This is a genomic window from Paractinoplanes atraurantiacus (assembly GCF_900215205.1).
GTDB lineage: Bacteria > Actinomycetota > Actinomycetes > Mycobacteriales > Micromonosporaceae > Actinoplanes > Actinoplanes atraurantiacus.
In genome coordinates this window covers 97,839-116,379 of record NZ_OBDY01000013.1, presented here as the reverse complement: position 1 = coordinate 116,379, position 18,541 = coordinate 97,839, and the positions used below count along the sequence as shown (strand labels likewise).

Here is an 18,541-nt window from a genome sequence, read left to right as displayed (position 1 = left end):
AGCGCCCGGTGGGTCACCGAATACGAGGACGTCGAGCAGTTGGTTCTGGCGGGTGACCGGATCGGCGTGCTCACGACCGACGGTGTCGCCATGGTGAAGGACGGTGGTCTGAGCGCCGAGTGGATCACCGAGTACACCGGTGTGCGCCAGTTGGCGCTGGCCGGTGACCGGATCGGCGTGCTGACGGCCGACGGCGCGGGCCTGGTCAAGGAAGGCGGCCTGAGCGCCGCGTGGGTCAAGGAGCATTCCGGGGTACGCCGGCTCGTGCTCAGCTGATCCGCGACCGGTCCCGGGCACGCGGGAGAGCCGTTTGCCCGGGACCGGTGGGGTCAGGCCGCTTCGCGGAGGGGGACCTGGCCGGCTCGGAGGACGTTGGCGGGGTCGTAGCGTTCGGCCAGTTCGGTCAGGCGGGCCAGGGTGGGCGGGTCGTAGGAGCGGGCCGCGCGGTCGGGGGCTGTGGAAGCGCCCAGGTTGGGCAGGGCGCCGCCGGTGGTCCAGGGGGACAAGGCCGCGCGGACTTGTGCAGCGTGGGCCGGTACCGCCTCGGCGATGGGTGGGGCCAGGACGCCGATGGTGATCAGGGTGAAGGCGGCGTCTCGGTGGCACAGGGCGCTGGGATGGTCGGGGGCGGAGGCCAGGGCGCCGCCCAGGTGGCGCAGCTCGACGATCACCTGCGGGGAGCCCGATGACGGGCCGGCCGCGGCCAGCAGGGCGTCGGCGGCCTCGGTGGGCAGGCTGTGGAGCAGGTCGGTGGCCTCGTGGACCGGCATCGGGTCCGTGGGGTCGGCGTGGATTGAGCCGATGGCGGCGTACGGGATGGTCCGCACCGTGTCGATCAGCGGGGTTGCCGCTGCTCGCATGGGTGCCAGTGTGTCGGCGCCGGCCGCGTCGGTGCCGGTCCAGGCGAAGCGGACCGCTACCGTGAATTTGCCGGCCAGCGGCGGCGGGACGCCGGGCAGGGGCGGGAGTTGCAGGAAGGCGAGCGACGTGGTGGCCTCGATCGGCAGCGATGAGGTCCACGAGCGCCAGGCGTGCAGGACCGTGTCGGCGTCGGCGCCGTCGAAGTACAGCGCGCCGGCGTAGAGCGTCGGCAACGGGACCAGGTCGAACTCGAGGGCGGTGACGATGCCCAGGGCGCCCTTGCCGCCGCGGACACCCCAGAACAGGTCGGGCTCCTCGGTGGCGGTGACTCGGCGCAGGACGCCGTCGCCGGTGACGATTTCGATGGCTCGTACGCGGTCGGAGGCCCAGCCGAAGGTGCGGGCCACCGGGCCGAGGCCGCCGCCGGTGGTGTAGCCGACCACGCCGACGCCGGGGGCCGAGCCGCACAGTGGGGCCAGGCCGTGCGGGGCGGCCGCGTCGAGCACCTGCTGCCAGCGGACGCCGGCGCCGACCCGGGCCCAGCCGTCGGGGTGCACCACGCACTCGTCGAGGCGGCCGGTGTGCACGAGGATCGCCCCGTCCAGGGTGTCGGCCAGGCCGTGGCCGGTGGCCTGCACGGCGATCGGGCGGCCGGTGGAGGCGGCGTAGCGGACGGCGGTGACCACGTCCTGCGCGTCGCGGGCCTCCACGACGGCGGCGGGCGTGGCGGTGATCGCGGCGTTGAAGCCGGCGGTCAGCGCGGCGTACAACGGCTCGCCGGGCCAGGCGACCGTGCCGGTAAGGCTGCGGGCCAGGTCGTCGACGGTGATCATGGTGGTCCTTTCAGGGTTTTCGGTGAAGACACCCTGACTGTGCCGGTGACCGCTTGCGGTTCGCTTAAGAACGGCCTTGCGGAATCCTTGCGGCCAATTCTTCGAGGAGCGGGTCGTACGAACCCCAGCACGCGCCCGCGGTGCCGACGACGATCTGCCGTCCCTCGTAGGGGAGCAGGGACGCGTGGGCCGCGGCCGGGTCCTCGTCGAGGGCGAGCGCGCTCCACCCCCGTACGGCCAGAAGAGAGTCAGTGGTCCAATCGAGCGGAACCACGTCGGGCCAGCGACGGCGCAGCCGTCGGGCCTCGGAGACGTCGCCGGCCTCGGCGGCGGCGACCACCGCGAGCGCGTGCATCAACGGCATGCCGAGATCCTCCGCTATGTCCACGAGGGAGCCCACGACGTCGCCGAGCCGGCCCTCGTGGCGGCGGAAGGTGAAGTCGTGCAGGGCGCGGCAGAACTGGGCGCCCCACATGCTGGTCTGGCGGTACTGGTCGTAGGCCTGGGCCGACAGCTCCTGCGCGGTCTCCCAGTCGCCGCTCAGCATGCGGCGGCCGGTCTCCTGATAGAGCAGATGCGGCCGTACGTCGGGGCCGGTCAGGCGGGCGCCGAGCCGGGTCGCCGCGGCCAGGTCGGCCGCGAACCCGTCGGCGTCGCCCAGGTGCAGCCGGAGCGGGCCGCGGTGCAGAAGCATGAAGAACCGGGTACGGACCGGAACGGAAGACGCGAGAGCCTCGTCGACGGCCGCCAGCCACCGCGCGGGCCGGTCCGGCGAGCCCCAGGTGGCGATCAGGTAGTTGTTCAGGGTGCGCCCGAGCAGGACCGGATCGTCCAGCGTGCGGGCCAGTTCGACGGCCTGCTGGGCATGGCCGGCCCCGGCGGAGGCGCTGTACGCCAGCTCGACCCCGAGCGTGCCCAGCAGCCGCGCCCGGTCGCGGGGGCAGGCCCCGTCCAGCAGATCCTCCAGCAGGGCGACCATCGCCTCGTCGACGACGCCGTAGTCGCGCCAGTTCCACAGGGTGACCCCGCCCCACACGCTGGCCGCGGCCGCGAGCCGCTCCCGGTCGCCGAGCCGCCGGGCCACGGTCAGGGCCTCGGCGACCACGTCCTGGGCCTCGGTGAGCAGACCGGCCCGCAGCAGGTCGTCGCCGAGCGCCACGAGCAGCTCGTGGCGCAGGGCCGCGTCGGCGCCGGACAGCGACAGCGCCCGCCGGGTGTGCCCGGCCGCCTCGGCGTGCGCGTGCTGGTCACGGGCGGCTCCGGCCGCCTGCTTCGCGTACTCCAGCGCGGGCCCGGCCCCTGTCACCGGAACGGCCTGGAAGTAGTGGTGGGCGAGCCGGTCGACCTCGGCTCCGCTGTCCCGCAGGGCCGCGGCGACCCGTGCGTGCAGCCGGGCCGCCTCGATGCGGCTGAGCCCGGCCAGCAGCGTCTCCCGGACCAGCGCGTGGCTGAAGCGCCACCGCCACTCCGCCGGTGACGCTTTCAGCACCCGGCTTGTCACGGCCGGCTCCAACTGGGTGATCACGTGCGCGGCGTCGGCGCCGGACGCGGCCTCCAGCAGGGCCAGGTCGGCGTCGCGGCCGATCACGGCGGCCAGGCGCAGCAGCTCCACGGTGGCCGCGGGCAGCCGGTCGAGGCGCCGGCTCAGCACGTCGCGCACCGACGGCGGCAGCACGTCGGCCCGGCCCTCGGCCGCGATCAGCTCGAGAAGCTCCCCGGCGAAGAACGGGTTGCCGTCGGTGCGCTCGTGCACGGCCTCGGCCAGTTCACCGGCGCCCAGCTCCCGGATGTCGGCCGCGGTCAGACCGGCCAGCTGCAACCGCTGGGCGCGCGGCTCCCGGGCCAGCGCGGCCAGGCACTCGACCACGGGCGGCGGAAGTTCCTCACCGAGGGTCCGGACGGTCAGGACCACCAGCAGCCGTACGCCGTCGAGATGCCGCGACAGCAGGGCGAGCAGCCCCAGCGACGTCGTGTCGGCGGCCTGCACGTCGTCGAGGACGACCAGCAGCGGCGTGGCCGTCGCGGCGGCCGCGAGCCGGCGGCGCAGCTCGTGGAAGAGCGCGAACGTCGACTGGTCGGGATCGGCGTCGTCACCGGCGTGCAACGGTCCGCCGCCGAGCCGTTCCAGCACCTGGAGCCACGGCCACAGCGGCGGCACGCCGGCGTCGTCGGCGCAGCGGCTCCACACCGAACGCCAGCCCTGCGCCCCGGCCAGCGACGCGGCCGCCTCGGCCAGGCGGGTCTTGCCGATGCCGGCCTCACCCTCCAGGACGATCACGGCGCCGCTGCCCCGGGTCACCCCGCCCAGCACTTCCCGTAGGCGGGCCAGCTCGTGAGCGCGCCCGACCAGCGGCCGCTCGTCGGCCGCCCGGGTGTGTCCGCGCGGCGCCGGCAGTTCCTGGCGCAGCACGGCCTTCTCCAAAGCCTTCAACTCCGGGCCGGGGTCGATGCCGAGCTCGTCGGCCAAGGTCCGGGCACATCTCTGGTACGCGTCGAGCGCGTCGCCCTGGCGCCCGGCCGCGTAGAGCGCCTCGATCAGCGCGGCCCAGAGCCCCTCGCGCAGAGGGTGCTCGGCCACCAGGCGTTCCAGCTCGGCCACCGCCTCGCCGCCGCGGCCGTTCCGGCTCCACGCCGCGGCCCGCCGTTGCCGGGCGAGCAGGTGCAGCTCGGTCAGCCGGGCCCGCTCGGCGGCGACGACCGTGTCGCCCGGCAGGTCGGCCAGCGGCTCGCCGCGCCACAGGTCGACGGCCTCGGTCAGCAGCCGGGCGTCGCCGTCGTGGGCCGCCGCCTCGAGGAGCTGGGGAAGCCGTACGAGATCAAGCTCCGCATGGCCCACCTGCGCGAGATAGCCGGGGGAGCGGGTCGCGATGAGGTCCTTGCCGAGCAGGCGGCGCAGCTGGGAGACGTACGCCTGAACGGTGTTGACCGATCCCGGAGGGGGAGTGTCGCCCCAGAGAGTGACCACGACGCGGTCCATGCTGACCACCCGGCCGGCCTCGCTGAGCAGGAGCGTCAGCAGGGCTCGCGGTTTGGCCCCGCCCACCTCGATCGGCGTCCCGTCGTCGGACCGGACCTCGAGCGGCCCGAGAAGGCGGAAGCGCATGCGGTCACGGTAGAGCGACCCCTCGGCCCTCAGCATCCCACTTTCCGACACCGATCCCGGAACCGGTACCGGCGACTAAAGGACCTCTCCGATGACCGTTCGGGCAAGGACGGATCCGGAACCACGGCGAGATGTCCGATCGCTGGCGATTCACGCATCGGCATGCCTTGACATGCCAGGGCGTCTATTGCTTCCTGTGATCCAGTTTGTTGCCTCCCCGTTAACGGAAGGACCCACCGCATGCGCCTTAGGCGTCTGTTCGCCGTCGGGCTGACCGTGGTCACCGCGGCCTCGCTCACCGGCACCTCTGCCTCAGCTTCACCCTCCACGGCAACCAAGAGCGCTCCGTCGCTCGGCGCCAACGTTACGATCTTCGACCCCAGCACGCCGATCGCCGAGATCCAGGCCAAGCTCGACGCCGCACACGCCCAGCAGGTCGACAACGAGATGGGCACGCAGCGGTACGCGTTCCTGTTCAAGCCGGGCACGTACGGCACCGACGAGCACCCGCTGCAGATCAAGGTGGGCTACTACACCGAGGTCTCCGGCCTCGGCGCGTCCCCGTCCGACGTCGTCATCAACGGCAAGGTGGAGGTCTACAACCGCTGCCTGGCCGACGGTGGCACCAGCAACTGCCTGGCCCTGGTCAACTTCTGGCGGACGCTGTCCAACCTGTCCATCAAGGTCAACGGGGCCGGCCAGGACGGCTGCCGGGCCGGCGCGAACTTCTGGGCGGTCTCCCAGGCCGTCTCGATGCGCCGGCTCCAGGTCGACGGCGGCTTCACGCTGATGGACTACTGCACCGCCGGTCCTCAGTACGCGAGCGGCGGCTTCATCGCCGACTCGAAGTTCGGCAACGTCACCAACGGCTCGCAGCAGCAGTGGCTCACCCGCAACAGCAGCGTCGGCCAGTGGTCGAACGCCGTCTGGAACCAGGTGTTCGCCGGTGTCGAGGGCGCGCCCGACGACGCGACGTTCCCGAACCCGCCGTACACCACCCTGGAGAAGAACCCGCTCAGCCGGGAGAAGCCCTACCTGTTCGTCGACGCCAAGGGCAAGTACAACGTCCGCGTCCCGTCGGCGCACCGCAACACCAGCGGCACGTCGTGGGCGGCTGACCTGACCGAGGGCCGGACGATCCCGCTCAGCGACTTCTTCGTCGCCAAGCCGTCCGACCCCGAGTGGCTGATCAACGCGCAGCTCCTGCTGGGCAAGAACCTGCTGCTCACCCCGGGCGTCTACAACGTCGACCAGACCATCCAGGTCCGGCGGCCCAACCAGGTCGTGCTCGGCATCGGCCACGCCACGCTGACGGCCGTCAACGGCGCCACGCCGCTGAAGGTCGCCGACGTGCCCGGCGTGATCGTCGCCGGTGTCACCATCGACGCCGGTACCAAGGAGTCGAAGACGCTGCTCCAGGTCGGCGACAAGCACGGCCTGAAGATCAGCTCGCCGAGCAACCCGACGACCCTGAGCGACGTCTACTTCCGGGTGGGCGGCCCGCACATCGGCAAGACCGACACGGCGCTCGAGGTCAACAGCGACAACGTGCTCATCGACCACACCTGGGTGTGGCGCGCCGACCACGGCGTCGAGGGTTTCTCGGGCGACACCGAGCGATGGAACACCAACACCGGCCGCTACGGCGCGATCATCAACGGCGACAACGTCGTGGCGACGGGCCTGTTCGTCGAGCACTTCCAGAAGTACAACACCGTCTGGAACGGCGAGAAGGGCACCACGGTCCTCTACCAGAACGAGCTTCCGTACGACCCGCCGACGCAGGCCGACTGGATGAACGGAAAGGTCGAGGGCTACGCGGGTTACAAGGTGGGTGACAAGGTGCGCAACCACACGCTGTACGGCGGTGGCGTGTACGTCTTCAACCAGAACAACCCGTCGATCCACACCGAGAACGGCTTCGAGGTACCGAACCGTCCCGGCGTGAAACTGCACCACATCATGACGGTCAACCTGGCCGCCGGCACGATCGACCACGTCGTCAACGGCGTGGGCGAGGCGGCGGACACGACCAAGATCGGTGTGCCGGTCTACATCAACGAGTACCCGGCGCCGTGATCTGTTAAAGGGATGGGCCCGGAGCGATCCGGGCCCATTTTCATGGATGTCTCCTGGCGGGGAAAGACACCCATCCCACTTGTCATTCTGCCTTGATCAACGGGCTTCGCCACTGTCCTATCGGCCAGAACCGGTTCTGTCCAACATCTGCCACCTCACCGGAGGACGGCGCCGATCTCCCGCATGCCGGCCAGGACCTCGGCGGTCCGGTCACCCTGGGCGGGATCCCAGTTGGTCAGTACGGCGTACGGCTGCTCTGCTCTGAAGCCGACGTCGGCCCGGATCCCGTCGTCCGTGCCGGTCTTGTTGCCGAACTCGGTGGGGTGCCACAGCGGGTCGGCGTGCCAGGCGCTCGCCACCATCGACAGGTCGGTGTTGGTGCCCAGCCAGGCCCGCATCCGCCGCTCGACGCCGGTTTCACCAGTGGCTACGCGCTGCATGAGAGCGGCCAGCTCCCCGGCGGACCCCGTCGAAAGGGTGGGCGGGTGGTGGGGTTCGCGCTTGTTGCGTACGAAATCAAGCAGTGCCGTTTGTTGGAAGTTCAACCCGTCGATGGTGTCCAGGCCGATCCGCTGGAGCAGCACGTTGGTGGCGTAGTTGTCGCTGACCGCGGCGATCAGCGCCGCCACGTCGGCCGCGGGCAGCGCCTCCACGGCCAGCAGATGCCAGAGGCCCGAGTCGGCCACCGCGAGCGCCGGATCCCGCCGGAGCAGCTCACCGGGGTCGAGCTCACCGGTCTCGAAGCGCCGCGCCGTCTCCATGAGCAGCAGCAGCTTGCCGATGCTGGCCGTCCGCAGCTTCCGCCCGGCCTCATGCTCGGCCAGCCCCGGCACCGAGATCGACCACCGGACCTCCGGCGTAGCGGCCACCACCCGGTCGACAACTTCCTGAACACCCATGATCAGACCTTAGAGCGGCGGCAGCATGCCCTCGCCGCCGCAGGGCCCGCAGACGTGGAAGACGGGAGCACCGAGATAGCCGGCCGGCGTGGAGATCTTCCCCGCCCCGTCACACCGGGGACAGGGCAGCCACCCGGCCTCGATGAGCCGCCGGAACCGCCCCTCCTCCCGCCGGCGCGCCCACCGCTTCCTCAGTTTTCGGGCGCCGGCCAGCCCGGCGACGACCCCGGCGACGACGAGCGTCAATCCGAAGAGGTCCATGCCGCACGGTAGCGCCTCCGCCCCGGCCCCGTCGGCCTTCGGCGACCGCTTAATACCGCTTTCACATAAGCGCGGAGTGTTTTCGTCATCGACACAGCCAGTCATCGGTCCTGATACGGGCGGCCCGCAGCCTTGATCGCATGAAGCCGATCGACCGACCCCGCGCGTCCCACTGGGCCGCCGACCTGATCGACGTGGCGGCCGTGTTCTTCGCGGTCGGCACGGCCCACCTGTTCGTCACGCTGCTGGGCGAGCGTGCCCACGGCGAGGCGATGCTGGTGGCGAGCGGAGGCATCCTGGTGGCCGGCGCCCTGCTGCGCCGCCGCTGGTCCGGGCGCCGTCGCCCGGCTCCCCACCGCCACACGGCGATGCCGGACCTGCTGGCCATCCCGGCCGGCGACCGCGAGCTGATGCGCCTGCGCACGACGTTGCCCGACCGCCCGGGAACGCTGGCCCGCCTGAGCGGCCGCCTGGCCGACCAGGGCATCAACATCCTGGCCATCCAGATCCACCCGGCCGAGCACGGCGCGGTGGACGAGCTGTTGATAGCGGTCCCGCGGGGCCTGCCGCCCTCCACGGTGATCGACACGGTCACCGCCGGCGGCGGCGAACTGACCGAGCTAACCCGAGCCGACATCCACGACCTGGTGGACCCGGCAACCAGGGCCCTGACGCTGGCCCGCCGCTCACCCACGGCCGAGGACGCCGTCCGCAGCCTGCTGTCCGCCGACCTGACCGACACACCGGGCGCGGCCCACAGCGCGGCCCTGCACGACGCCGCAGGTCACCCGCGCTACTTGACGCGCCACAGCCCGGCTTTCACCCCGACCGAGGTCTCCCGAGCCCAAGCCATGATCGACCTCTGCGACTGGTCCCGCTCCCGCCGCCCCACCTGACAGCGTTGGAGGAGCGCACAGACACCCCAGAGGGTCAGGGTCTGCACACTTGCGAGCATCACCCACCACAGAACGTCCGTGACTACGGCGACGGCGTCGCCCAGCAGGTCCGACACGATCCGGACCACGACCAGCTCGTAGGGGCCGGACACGATGCTCAGTGGGGCGCAGGCGAACCACAGCGCCAGCTGCAGGTCGTACGAGCCCGAGAGGAGCGCCGCCATCTTGAGCGCGAACACGGCGCCGACGTAACCACCGCCCAGCCCCGCGAGGAAGGGGTGCGCCCGCATCCACCCGAACCGCACTTGAACGCGTTCAACCATGTCGAGAGGGTAGCCGCCCGCATCGGGGCTCGCATGGTCGGTTACATCACGTGCCACCTGGGGCGGGCGGCGCAGGGGTCTCGGCGCCGCGTCTGGGGGCATCCTGCCGGCGCTGGCGAAAGCGCTCGCCGGCGCGGGCCTCAGATTGAGCTGCGGATCGCGGCGGCTCTTGTCTCCAAGGGCGCGGCGGGGATCTCGACGAGGGTGAAGCCCGCTTCTCGGTACGTGTCCTCGTGGATTCGTTCGAAAGTCAGGGCGTCCTCGAAGCTGATGCGGCGGGCGGCCGTCGGCTGGACGTAGCCCTGGTTGCGGACGAAGAAGACCGTCGGCGAGTAGAGGTGCTCGATCCGCTTGAGCTCGGCGAGCAGAGAGGGCGACGGGGCCAGGCCGGCGTAGCGGCTCAAGGCCAGCGTGCAGATGGGGGAGCGGTCGAAGAACGTGATGCCGTCGGTGGGGGATGCCAGCTGGCGGCGGCGCTGGAGCGTGACGATGTGGTCGATGAAATCGGGGCTTCGCCACGGTTCTGCGACGCCCAGGGCCTGGTGCAGAGCTATGACATCCGTGGCGGCCTCCTCGACCACCGCGTGGCCGCAGAGCTCCAAGTGGCGCAGCAAGCACGTCTTTCCCGAGCCGGGCGTGCCCGTCAGGATGTATCTCACGCGGCCAGGGCCAGGGCGGCTCGGCGCAGGAAGTCGCGGTTCGAGGCGGTGGCCCGCAGCTGGTCCAGGAGTTGCTTCATGGCGTCTCGGCGGTCGGCGCCGGACAGCGCCCGGCGCACCTGGGTGACCACCGCGCGTTCGCTCGGGGTCAGCAGGGTCTCGTCGTGGCGGGTGCCCGAAGCGAACAGGTCGATGGCCGGGAACTGGCGGGACTCGGCCAGGGACCGGTCGAGTTTCAGCTCGGCGTTTCCGGTCGACTTGAACTCTTCGAAGACGAGCGTGTCCATGGCGGAGCCGTTCTCCACCAGCGCTGTCGCGATGATGGTCAGGGAGCCGCCGTCCTCGATGTTGCGGGCCGCGCCCAGGAAACGCTTCGGCGGGTAGAGGGCCGTCGAGTCGAGGCCGCCGCTCAAGGTGCGGCCGCCGCCGCGGGCCATCAGGTTGTAGGCGCGGCCCAGGCGGGTGATGGAGTCGAGCAGCACGACCACGTCCTCGCCCTGTTCGGCCAGGCGTTTCGCTCGCTCGATGGCCAGCTCGGCCACGGCCGCGTGTTCCTGCGGCGGGCGGTCGAAGGTGGCCGCGACGACCTCGCCCTTGACCGTGCGCTGCATGTCGGTGACCTCCTCGGGGCGCTCGTCGACGAGCACGACCATGAGGTGGCATTCGGGGTTGTTGACGGCGATCGCGTTGGCGATCTGCTGCAGGATGATCGTCTTGCCGGCCTTGGGCGGGGCGACGATCAGGGCGCGCTGGCCCTTGCCGATCGGCGTCACCAGGTCGATGACGCGCGTGGTGAGAATGTGCGGCTCGGTTTCGAGGCGCAGCCGCTCCTGCGGGTAGAGCGAGGTCAGCTGGTAGAAGTCGGGGCGTTTACCCAACGGGTCGATCTGGAGCGTGGCCGGCTTGCTGCCGGCCCGCTTGGCGGTTCCGTTGACGCGGTCGCCACGGCGGAGGCCGTGACGGCGTACGTCATTTATGTTGACGGGAATGTCGTCCGGTCCTGGCAGGTAGCCATCGACACGCAGCCAGGCGCGGTCGTCGACGATGTCGAGCAAAGCATCGACACGTGTGGATACAGAGGGATCGCTCATAGAGCACTCCTGAGGAGAGTGGGAAAGGGCCGGGATGTTCACGGCCGAAATGCGGTCCGGGGGATGGACACCGGAACCAACTGGCGCTCACGGTAGCACAGCACCGCCGTGTCACCGCGTGTTTGCCGTCCGGACGCCTCGAAGGTATGTAATGCGGCGTGCACCATGCCAACCACTACTACGGTCACTCGGCCGTCCTGGCCCGCTACTGCGGGCTCGACGACGCCGAGGCGCCCCGCATCCAGGGCTATCTCCAGCACGGCTGGAACATCGGCGACGGTCTCGCCCCCGACCACGAGTTCGTGCCGGGCGTGCCGAAGTTCCTCTGGTCGGAGCGGGTCCGCCGGCGCGCCTGGTCGCTGGGACGGCGTGACGTGTACGTGGTCGGCGCTCCCTGGGCGTACCTCCTGGCCCTGGAGCCGGACCAGGCGCCCCAGCGCGAGGGGACCATCTGGTATCCCTTCCACGGCTGGGAAGGCCAGCACATCCTGGGCAGCCACGACAACCTGATCGCCGAGATCATGGAGACCGAGCCGGGTCCGGTGACCGTCTGCCTGTACTGGCAGGAATATCGCGACCGGAGCGTGCGGGCCACGTACGAGAAAGCGGGTTTCCGGGTCATCTGCCACGGCTATCGCGGTGGCTGGTGGAAGGACCTGGACCCCGGGTTCCTCTATCGGCAACTCGCCGAGCTGCGCAGACATTCCCGGGTGGCGTCGAACCGGCTGTGCAGCGCCGTCTTCTACGGCACGCTGGCCGGCTGCGCGCCGGCCGTCTACGGCGATCCGATGCAGCTGGAGAACGAGAAGTCCGCTTTCGGCGGGCAGGCGCGGATCCTCCGGGAGTGGTCTGACATGATCGGCGCCGAGGTCGACCTCGAGACCGCGCGCCGCATCGCCGTCGCCGAGTTGGGCGCCGACCGTCTGCTGCCGCCGGCCGAGCTGCGCCGCCTGTTCGGCTGGCCGATGCCGCGCAGCACGTCAGATATCGAGCTCACCGGAGTCGTGACCAAGTGACCGTGATCCTCCTCGGCGGCGAGATGCTCAACTGGTCGGATTCGGCGCCCGCGAGCACGGCTTCACTGCCTTTGGCCAAGACAATTGTTGGTCGTACGCTCGTAGCCGGCCCCCACCCGCAAGAGCTGATCTCCGCCTTGCCGCCCGACCAGGTAACGGTGCTGCTCCGAGGCCAGACGGACGCGGAGAAGGTGGCCGCCCTCGGTGTGCGGGTGTGGTGCGGCAGCCTGGAGAAGGCCGAGGCGGCGCCGGCCTTCGACACGATCGTCGCCCTCGACGGCCTGGACCGGCTGTGCTCGGTCGAGGCGGAGACCCTGGACGGCTGGGACGAGCGCCTGGCCCACCTGCTGTCGATGCTGCGCCCCGGCGGCCGCCTGCTGCTGGCGGTGGAGAACCTGTTCGGCCTGCACCGCCTGCTGTCCTTGCCGAGCCCGCCGACCGACGACGAGTGGCTGGTCCCCGACGACCGCGACCCCCGCCGCCCGGCCAGCTTGGCCGCCCTGCGCGACCGCTTGGCCGCCGCCGGTCTGTCCACCGAGCGCGAGTACGCGGCGTACGGCGACGCCCTCCTCAGCCGAACCTCGCTGGCCGACCGCGACGTCGCCGGCTTCCTGTCCGCCACCCTGGCCGGTTTCACCATTCAGCCTTCGCCAATCGACTCGGCTACCTTGGCTGACCCGGCTGCCCTCGCCGTCCGCGCTCTGCGCCACGGCCTGGCCGCCGACCTGGCCCCGTCCTGGATCGTGATCGCCGACCGTGACAGCGGCGGGCCCGCCACGCCGGACGCGGTGGTGGACGGCCAGGCGCTCTCGGCCGCGGAGATGCCGCGCGGCCGCACGCTGGAGGACCTACTCTTCGCCGCCGCCCAGCGGCGCGACCTACCCACGATGCGCGAGCTGCTGACGAGGTGGCAGAAGAGCCCGGCCGCCGGCGTACCCGCAGCCCAGGTTGTCGTCGCCCCGGCCCACGACCTCAGCCGGGCGCCCGCTGCCGATGGCCTCACCCCGCTGGCACCCGCCGGGGAGCCGCTGGTGGCGCTGCGGCTCTTCGCCGCGGCGGCCATCCAGGGCGACATCGCCCACCTGTGGCCGGCCCCGGCCGAGGAGGCGGAGCTGACCGTGCTGATCGCCGCCATGACCGGCCGCGAGGTGGAGCCCGCCGACATCCCGGCGTTGCCGGCCCGCCGTACACCCGAATCCGTTCGCGACCTGACCGCCGACCGCGACCGCCTCACCCGTGAGCTGGCCGAAGCCCGGGCCAGACACGCCTTCTACGAACAGCAGATCCGCAGCCGCGACGCCGAACTGAAGCGGGTCCGCCAGATCAACGCCGTCCTCTCCGCGACCGCCCCCGGCAAGGCCGTGCTCGGCGGCCTGAAAGCCGGCCGCCGAGCCGTCCGGGCCGTGGTGAAGCGGGGCCGGGGCTAGTCGGCGGCCTCGCCATCGCCGTCCTCCTCCGCCTCGGACGGGCCGGCGTCGAGGCTGTCGAGGCTGAGGCCGAACAGGGTGAGCTCCAGCAGTTCGGGGCTCACCACGCCGGTGTCGCTGTACCGGCTGACCGCGGCCGCCGACTGGCGCATCCAGTGCAGGTAGACCGCGTACCGATACGGGGTCCAGGCCACGGGACGGCCGTTCTTGAGATAGCCGTACTCGTCGCCGGTCAGCCGCGCCACCCGGCGGGCCAGCCGGGCGTCCAGGATCAGCGCGCCCGGCACGGCGAAGTAGAGGAACTTCGTGAAGAAGGCGGGCCCGTACGAGGCGATCCGCGACCACGGCGCCACCCCGGCCGCCCGCCGGTGGTCGTAGTCCTGGCCGCCGTACAACTGCGCGTACGCCACGACCGGCCCCTGACACCAGCCGATCTCCCGAACCCGTTCGAGATCCTCGGCGAGGCCGGGGGCGCCCTTGCGGATCCGGTCGTAGCGGGTCCGGCCGTACGCGACCTTCCCCATGCCGAACACGTAGCTCGCCGTGAAGACGTCAAGCGCCGGCCCGGCGGCGATGTCGAAGACGTCCCCGCGCGTGATCACCTGACCGTTCCCGACACCGGCCGGCAGGTCCGGCCACTTCTCGGCGGTATAGCGGATCGCTTGGTCGCGGACTCTCCCGCCGTCGAGCAGCTTGGCCAGCCGCTCGGCCTGCTCATCGCTCAGCCTGTGCTTCGACGCCTCTTCCCAGGCGCCGCGCGCGTCACCGAAATCCACGGGAGGTCCCTTCCCCAGCCACCGGGCCGGGCGAGTCTAGGCGCAGGCGATGCAGAAACGCGCGAAGGGGCGCACGGCGAGCCGTTCCTCGCCGATCGGCTTCCCGCAGCGCTCGCAGACCCCGTAGAGCCCCGCGTCCACCCGGCGCAGCGCGTCGTCCACCTCGGCGATCCGCTCGCGGGCGGCCGCCAGCAGCGCGCTCAGTTGAGCCCGCTCGAACCCGATCGTGGCCCCTTCCGGGTCGTGCTCGTCATCGGCGTTCGAGTCCCGCGACGCCGCGAACAGCGCCTCCAGATCCCGTCCCAGCGTCGCCGCCTCGGCTTCCGCGCTCTCCTTGAGCCGCAACAGCTCATCCCGGACCATGTCCGAAGCTTAATCGGGCGCCAGAGAGTTCTTCGCCGGTGCCGACTCCAGGTCGCCGGCCATCCACGGCGCCCGGGCGACGCGGGGCAGGTCGCCGCCGGGCGCGCCGATCGATCGGCGGACGACGTTGTAGTATGCGTGTTTGGCGTCTCCTGTCGCCGTGAGCGCATCACGCCATTCCTGCCGGCCGCTCAACCGCCCGCGGGCGAACCATTCCAGCCGCCAGACGCATTCTTTCCATTTCTGCCCGGCATCGACGACCTCCGGGTCGCCGACCAACAGCACGGCCTCCCATTTCGCCGATCGCTCTTGTTCGGCCGCGGTCAGCCTGGGTACGCCGGTTTCCGGCGCCAGCGGGTCGGCGAGATCGTCCCAGCCCTGGTGGGCGGCGACGGCCCGCGCGAGATCCGTCATCTTCTTCACGGCATGCGCGTGGTCGGTGTAGGCCGCCAGCTGCATCGTCGTCCATCGCGCCTGCCGTTCCCGGCGCCACTGCGCGCGCCCGACCGCCGATGTCGCGAGAAAAGTGGCCACGCTGCCGACCAATACGCCGATCATCGCGGGAAGTTGATCGAGAATGGCGCTCATTAATGATCACCCCAACGAATCAGAGTTCATTAATGGTAAGGGCTTACAAGAGGGAGTCGTAGAGGTCCTCGAGGCGCTGGGACTGGGTGGCCACGTTGAAGTTTTCGACGGCGTGGGTGCGGGCTCGGGCGCCCATCGTTGTGCGCAGGGCCTCGTCGTCCAAGAGTTTGCGGAGGTTTGCCGTCAAGGCCTCTCGGTCGCCCTCGGGGCCCAGCAAGCCTGTCTCGCCGTCCAGGACTGCCTCGGGGATGCCGCTGTGGTGGGTGGAGACGACCGGCAGGCCCAAGGCGGCGGCCTCGACGATGGTGGTGGGCAGGCCCTCGGTGTCGCCGTCGGCGGCGGTTTTGGAAGGGGCGGCCAGCACGCGGGACTCCGACAGCAGGCGGTAGACCTCGGACGCGGGCTGGGCTCCGGTGAAGGTTGTGTCTGTGCCGGTCTTGGCCGCGTACGACCTAACCTCCGGAAGCAGAGGGCCGTCGCCGATGAGCACCGCCTTGGCCGAGCCGAGCGCAGCGAGGGAGGCGATCAGGTCGTCGGCGCCCTTCTTCTCGACGAAGCGGCCCACGAAGGCGATGTCCCACTTCTTCTCGGCGACCGGGACCGACTCGGGGACCGGGACGCCGGTGTGGTGGACGCGGACCTTGGCCGGGTCGGCGCCCCAGCCGATCGCCTTCTCGCGGATGATCTCGGAGACGGCGATCAGCAGGTCGGCCCGTTGGAAGACGCTGCGCAGGTTGCGGCGGTAGCGCAGGCCGTGGGCGCCCGACGATTGCGGCTGGCGGGTCACGTCGTGGCCGTGCAGGGTGACCACCAAGGGGACGCCGATCCGTTTCGTCTCCCCGGAGACGAGCCAGCCGTCGCCGCCGAAATGAGCGTGGACCAGGTCGGGCTGGGCGCCGGCCAGCAGCAGGCGCAGGCGCGGGGAGCTGCCGGTCAGGCGCAGGCGCAGGAAGGTGCGGCTGTCGGCCGGCGCCGGGTAGGCGATCAGGTCGGTGTCGCGGGACAGGATCGACTCGACCTTCGTGGCGCCCACGTAGACGGGCTGCCAGCGGGTCAGGTTGTCGGCCTGGTTGCGGATGAAGGTCTCCGAGGCGGGCAGCATGGCGCTGCGCCAGATCGCGACCTTCCGTCGCTGCTCAGGCATCGGCGGTCTTGCGGCCGAGCACGACGTCGCGCAGGCGGTGGCGTACGGACGGGGGCAGGGCCCAGATCTGCAGGTACGTCACGTAGTCGATCGCGCCGGGGCGGCCGTGCTCACGGGCCTCGGTGAGGATCTCGCGGAAGACCTTGGTGCTGCGCGTGGGCGCGGCCATGGAGCTGAGGACGCTCATCGTGAAGGCAGCGTACGCGCGCGGGGTGAACAGTTCGCGGTTGGCGCGCAGCCACTCGAGCTGTTCCTCCCACGGGTTCTGCAGGCTGATCCGCTCACGGTTCTCGTCCTGGTGCCACAGCACGAGCGCCTCGGGGGCGTACAGCAGCTCGACGTCCTCGTGCTGCAGGGCGCGCAGCGTCCAGTCGAGCTCCTGCTGCCGGCGCAGGCCGACCGTGAAAGGCACCCGGCGCAGAAGTGCGGTGGGGGCCATGATGGTCGACGTCTGGATGAAGCCGTCGCCGTAGAACAGGCCGCGCCGCACGGTCAGATATTCGCTGAGCGGCTCGTCCGGCTCGGGCAGGCGGCGCGGCATCACCGAGTCGGCCCGGGGCGTACGGCTGATCATCCGGGTGGCGACGATCGGTGAGGCCAGCTTCGACGTGGCGGCCAGCGCCAGCTGCGTCTCCAGTTTCGCCGGCAGCCATTCGTCGTCGTCGTCGAGCAGGGCGACCCATCGGCCGCGGGCGTTGTTGACGCCTTGATTTCTGGCATTCGGTGCTTTTCCCGAGGAAGCCAGCACGATGACCCGCAGCCGATCATCGGTCACGTCAGCGAGCGCCGTTTCCGACGATGGGTCCGGGCCGTCGATGACGACGATGACCTCGAGGTCGCGGTGCGTCTGCCCGAGCGCGCTCTGCACGGCACGCACGGCGAGCTCCGGGCGGTTGCGTGTCGGGATGACGACGCTGACGTCCGGCGGTGAGGACATGTCGACCTGCCTGGTCTCGGAGAGGCGGAAAACCGGACATTAGGAAGCCTCGGTGAATGCCAGGGGTGATCTCAGCAACTCCGTAGCGAACTCTCATGGGCTTTTGACGAAGGCGAGGGAGGCTTGATCGTGCGGAAGAGGAGATCTCCACGGTGGGCCCGGCTGTGTGTCGCCTTCGGGGCCCTGCTCATGGTCGCGGGCGGCGGGTCGATCATCGCCCTGCAGGCCACGGTCAGCGCGGCCACCAAGTCGATCAAGCAGGAGAACCTGCTCGGGTCGTCGACGACGGTCGAGACCGAGAAGCACGCGTCGGTCACCGGGGCCAAGAACATCCTGCTCGTCGGCATCGACCAGCGCGCCTCGGCCAAGCCGGGCGAGCCCACCCGCTCCGACTCGATCATCCTGCTGCACATCGGCGCCGACCACAAAAGCGCCTACCTGATCTCGCTGCCCCGCGACAGCTACGTGCCGATCCCGGCCTACGACAACGGCGCCCAGAAATACGCCGGCGGGAAAAACAAGATCAACGCCGCTTTCGCGTACGGAAGCAGGGGGTTGACCGGGAATTCGGCCCTTTCCCACGGTTTCGAGTTGTTGTCGCTCACCATCAAAAAGCTCACCGGCATCACGCCCGACGCCGGCGCGATCATCGACTTCGAGGGCTTCCAGCAGATCGTCAACGTGCTGGGCAAGGTCTGCATGTACGTCGACGAGGACACCACCTCGATCCACATCGGCCACACGGCCGACGGCAAGCAGGCCGGCCCGTACGACATCAATCCCGACGGCACCCTCAACCACAAGATCAAAGGCGTGACGCCGAACTTCTACGCCAAGGGCAACCACTGCTTCACCCCGACCGAGGCGCTCGACTTCGTCCGCCAGCGTGATCTGCTGGCCAACAACGACTTCGACTACGGACGGCAGCGCCACCAGCAGCAGTTCCTCAAGGCGGTCGTGCAGCAGACGGTCAAGGACGGCCTGAACTCGCCGACCAAGCTGCCCGGCCTGCTCAGCGCGATCGGCAAGGCGGTCACAGTCGACTCGGGCGGCATCTCGCTCGAGGACTGGGTGTTCGCGATGCGCGGCGTCGACCCGAACGACCTGGTGACGCTGAAGACCAACGACGGCAAGTTCAACAGCGAGTCGATCCCCGGCGTCGGCAGCGTCCAGCTGCTCAGCGACGACAGCTTGAAACTGCTCCAGGCGGCCAAGAACGACACGGTCGCCCAATTCGCCGAGTCACACCCTTCCTGGGTGGCGGCCACCTAAACCGCCCAGGCGG

Annotated in this window: 17 protein-coding genes and 1 pseudogene; 6 read left to right on the top strand and 12 right to left on the bottom strand. The window is 70.6% G+C overall.

From position 1 onward, the window contains the following. A partial coding sequence (locus tag CRP55_RS27230) for a hypothetical protein (RefSeq protein ID WP_218854708.1) occupies positions 1–276 on the top strand: 276 nt, incomplete at its 5' end. Between the two features lie 53 nt (positions 277–329). Here the strand turns inward: CRP55_RS27230 and CRP55_RS27225 are convergent. Both CRP55_RS27225 and CRP55_RS27220 read right to left on the bottom strand, forming a co-directional pair. Beyond that, on the bottom strand, positions 330–1,694 hold the full coding sequence (locus CRP55_RS27225; RefSeq protein WP_097322977.1) for an FAD-binding oxidoreductase: 1,365 nt from the start codon (positions 1,692–1,694) through the stop codon (positions 330–332). A gap of 64 nt (positions 1,695–1,758) precedes the next feature. Continuing rightward, on the bottom strand, positions 1,759–4,797 hold the full coding sequence (locus tag CRP55_RS27220) for an ATP-binding protein (RefSeq protein WP_179855348.1): 3,039 nt from the start codon (positions 4,795–4,797) through the stop codon (positions 1,759–1,761). Positions 4,798–5,037: 240 nt separating this feature from the next. On the opposite strand from CRP55_RS27220, the gene CRP55_RS27215 reads away from it, so the two are divergent. Further along, complete coding sequence (locus CRP55_RS27215; RefSeq protein WP_097322975.1) at positions 5,038–6,876, top strand: pectate lyase-like domain-containing protein; 1,839 nt, start codon at positions 5,038–5,040, stop codon at positions 6,874–6,876. A 155-nt stretch (positions 6,877–7,031) separates the two neighbouring features. Here CRP55_RS27215 and CRP55_RS27210 read toward each other — a convergent pair whose 3' ends face one another. Then, complete coding sequence (locus CRP55_RS27210) at positions 7,032–7,775, bottom strand: serine hydrolase (RefSeq protein ID WP_097322974.1); 744 nt, start codon at positions 7,773–7,775, stop codon at positions 7,032–7,034. Between the two features lie 9 nt (positions 7,776–7,784). Then, positions 7,785–8,036: a hypothetical protein gene (locus CRP55_RS27205; RefSeq protein WP_097322973.1), complete on the bottom strand. Its 252-nt coding sequence runs from the start codon at positions 8,034–8,036 to the stop codon at positions 7,785–7,787. A gap of 140 nt (positions 8,037–8,176) precedes the next feature. Here CRP55_RS27205 and CRP55_RS27200 point away from each other — a divergent pair, with 140 nt between their 5' ends. Next, positions 8,177–8,932, top strand: a complete 756-nt coding sequence (locus CRP55_RS27200) for an ACT domain-containing protein (RefSeq protein WP_097322972.1) — start codon at positions 8,177–8,179, stop codon at positions 8,930–8,932. On the opposite strand, the gene CRP55_RS27195 is transcribed toward CRP55_RS27200, so the two are convergent. The 3 genes and pseudogenes from CRP55_RS27195 to rho form a co-directional block, all read right to left on the bottom strand. Next, the gene (locus CRP55_RS27195; RefSeq protein WP_143234902.1) at positions 8,830–9,255 is read right to left on the bottom strand and encodes a hypothetical protein; all 426 of its coding nucleotides are present in this window, start codon (positions 9,253–9,255) and stop codon (positions 8,830–8,832) included. The two genes, CRP55_RS27200 and CRP55_RS27195, sit on opposite strands and share 103 nt — an antisense overlap. Positions 9,256–9,395: 140 nt before the next feature. Then, on the bottom strand, positions 9,396–9,914 hold the full coding sequence (locus tag CRP55_RS27190) for an AAA family ATPase (protein ID WP_097322970.1): 519 nt from the start codon (positions 9,912–9,914) through the stop codon (positions 9,396–9,398). Further along, positions 9,911–11,005: pseudogene (gene rho / locus CRP55_RS27185) on the bottom strand (transcription termination factor Rho); the annotation flags it as partial. The pseudogene rho and the gene CRP55_RS27190, both read right to left, overlap by 4 nt. A gap of 158 nt (positions 11,006–11,163) precedes the next feature. Between rho and CRP55_RS27180 the strand changes: the two are divergent. Further along, on the top strand, positions 11,164–12,021 hold the full coding sequence (locus CRP55_RS27180; RefSeq protein WP_097322968.1) for a hypothetical protein: 858 nt from the start codon (positions 11,164–11,166) through the stop codon (positions 12,019–12,021). Further along, positions 12,018–13,448, top strand: a complete 1,431-nt coding sequence (locus tag CRP55_RS27175; protein ID WP_097322967.1) for a class I SAM-dependent methyltransferase — start codon at positions 12,018–12,020, stop codon at positions 13,446–13,448. Before CRP55_RS27180 ends, CRP55_RS27175 begins: the two co-directional genes overlap by 4 nt. On the opposite strand, the gene CRP55_RS27170 is transcribed toward CRP55_RS27175, so the two are convergent. Genes CRP55_RS27170 through CRP55_RS27150 form a run of 5 tightly spaced genes read right to left on the bottom strand, consistent with a single transcriptional unit; the run spans position 13,445 to position 17,256 of the window. Then, on the bottom strand, positions 13,445–14,224 hold the full coding sequence (locus CRP55_RS27170; protein WP_097322966.1) for an 8-oxoguanine DNA glycosylase OGG fold protein: 780 nt from the start codon (positions 14,222–14,224) through the stop codon (positions 13,445–13,447). The genes CRP55_RS27175 and CRP55_RS27170 overlap by 4 nt on opposite strands. 36 nt (positions 14,225–14,260) lie before the next feature. Continuing rightward, positions 14,261–14,587, bottom strand: coding sequence for a TraR/DksA family transcriptional regulator (locus tag CRP55_RS27165; RefSeq protein WP_097322965.1), 327 nt, complete (start codon positions 14,585–14,587; stop codon positions 14,261–14,263). Positions 14,588–14,596: 9 nt separating this feature from the next. Then, positions 14,597–15,175, bottom strand: coding sequence for a hypothetical protein (locus CRP55_RS27160; RefSeq protein ID WP_097322964.1), 579 nt, complete (start codon positions 15,173–15,175; stop codon positions 14,597–14,599). 43 nt (positions 15,176–15,218) lie between these two features. Beyond that, the gene (locus CRP55_RS27155; RefSeq protein WP_097322963.1) at positions 15,219–16,319 is read right to left on the bottom strand and encodes a glycosyltransferase; all 1,101 of its coding nucleotides are present in this window, start codon (positions 16,317–16,319) and stop codon (positions 15,219–15,221) included. Next, positions 16,312–17,256 (bottom strand): glycosyltransferase family 2 protein, encoded by a 945-nt coding sequence (locus tag CRP55_RS27150; RefSeq protein ID WP_097322962.1) that lies wholly within the window; start codon positions 17,254–17,256, stop codon positions 16,312–16,314. The genes CRP55_RS27155 and CRP55_RS27150 overlap by 8 nt, the downstream gene beginning before the upstream one ends. 129 nt (positions 17,257–17,385) lie before the next feature. On the opposite strand from CRP55_RS27150, the gene CRP55_RS27145 reads away from it, so the two are divergent. Then, positions 17,386–18,528: an LCP family protein gene (locus CRP55_RS27145; RefSeq protein ID WP_342751581.1), complete on the top strand. Its 1,143-nt coding sequence runs from the start codon at positions 17,386–17,388 to the stop codon at positions 18,526–18,528. Positions 18,529–18,541: the final 13 nt, after the last annotated feature.

Bases quoted from the DNA above. Each gene is read 5' to 3' on its own strand.
- CRP55_RS27225 (WP_097322977.1), bottom strand. From the start codon at position 1,694: ATGATCACCGTCGACGACCTGGCCCGCAGCCTTACCGGCACGGTCGCC.
- CRP55_RS27220 (WP_179855348.1), bottom strand. From the start codon at position 4,797: ATGCGCTTCCGCCTTCTCGGGCCGCTCGAGGTCCGGTCCGACGACGGG.
- CRP55_RS27215 (WP_097322975.1), top strand. From the start codon at position 5,038: ATGCGCCTTAGGCGTCTGTTCGCCGTCGGGCTGACCGTGGTCACCGCG.
- CRP55_RS27210 (WP_097322974.1), bottom strand. From the start codon at position 7,775: ATGGGTGTTCAGGAAGTTGTCGACCGGGTGGTGGCCGCTACGCCGGAG.
- CRP55_RS27205 (WP_097322973.1), bottom strand. From the start codon at position 8,036: ATGGACCTCTTCGGATTGACGCTCGTCGTCGCCGGGGTCGTCGCCGGG.
- CRP55_RS27200 (WP_097322972.1), top strand. From the start codon at position 8,177: ATGAAGCCGATCGACCGACCCCGCGCGTCCCACTGGGCCGCCGACCTG.
- CRP55_RS27195 (WP_143234902.1), bottom strand. From the start codon at position 9,255: ATGGTTGAACGCGTTCAAGTGCGGTTCGGGTGGATGCGGGCGCACCCC.
- CRP55_RS27165 (WP_097322965.1), bottom strand. From the start codon at position 14,587: ATGGTCCGGGATGAGCTGTTGCGGCTCAAGGAGAGCGCGGAAGCCGAG.
- CRP55_RS27160 (WP_097322964.1), bottom strand. From the start codon at position 15,175: ATGAGCGCCATTCTCGATCAACTTCCCGCGATGATCGGCGTATTGGTC.
- CRP55_RS27155 (WP_097322963.1), bottom strand. From the start codon at position 16,319: ATGCCTGAGCAGCGACGGAAGGTCGCGATCTGGCGCAGCGCCATGCTG.
- CRP55_RS27150 (WP_097322962.1), bottom strand. From the start codon at position 17,256: ATGTCCTCACCGCCGGACGTCAGCGTCGTCATCCCGACACGCAACCGC.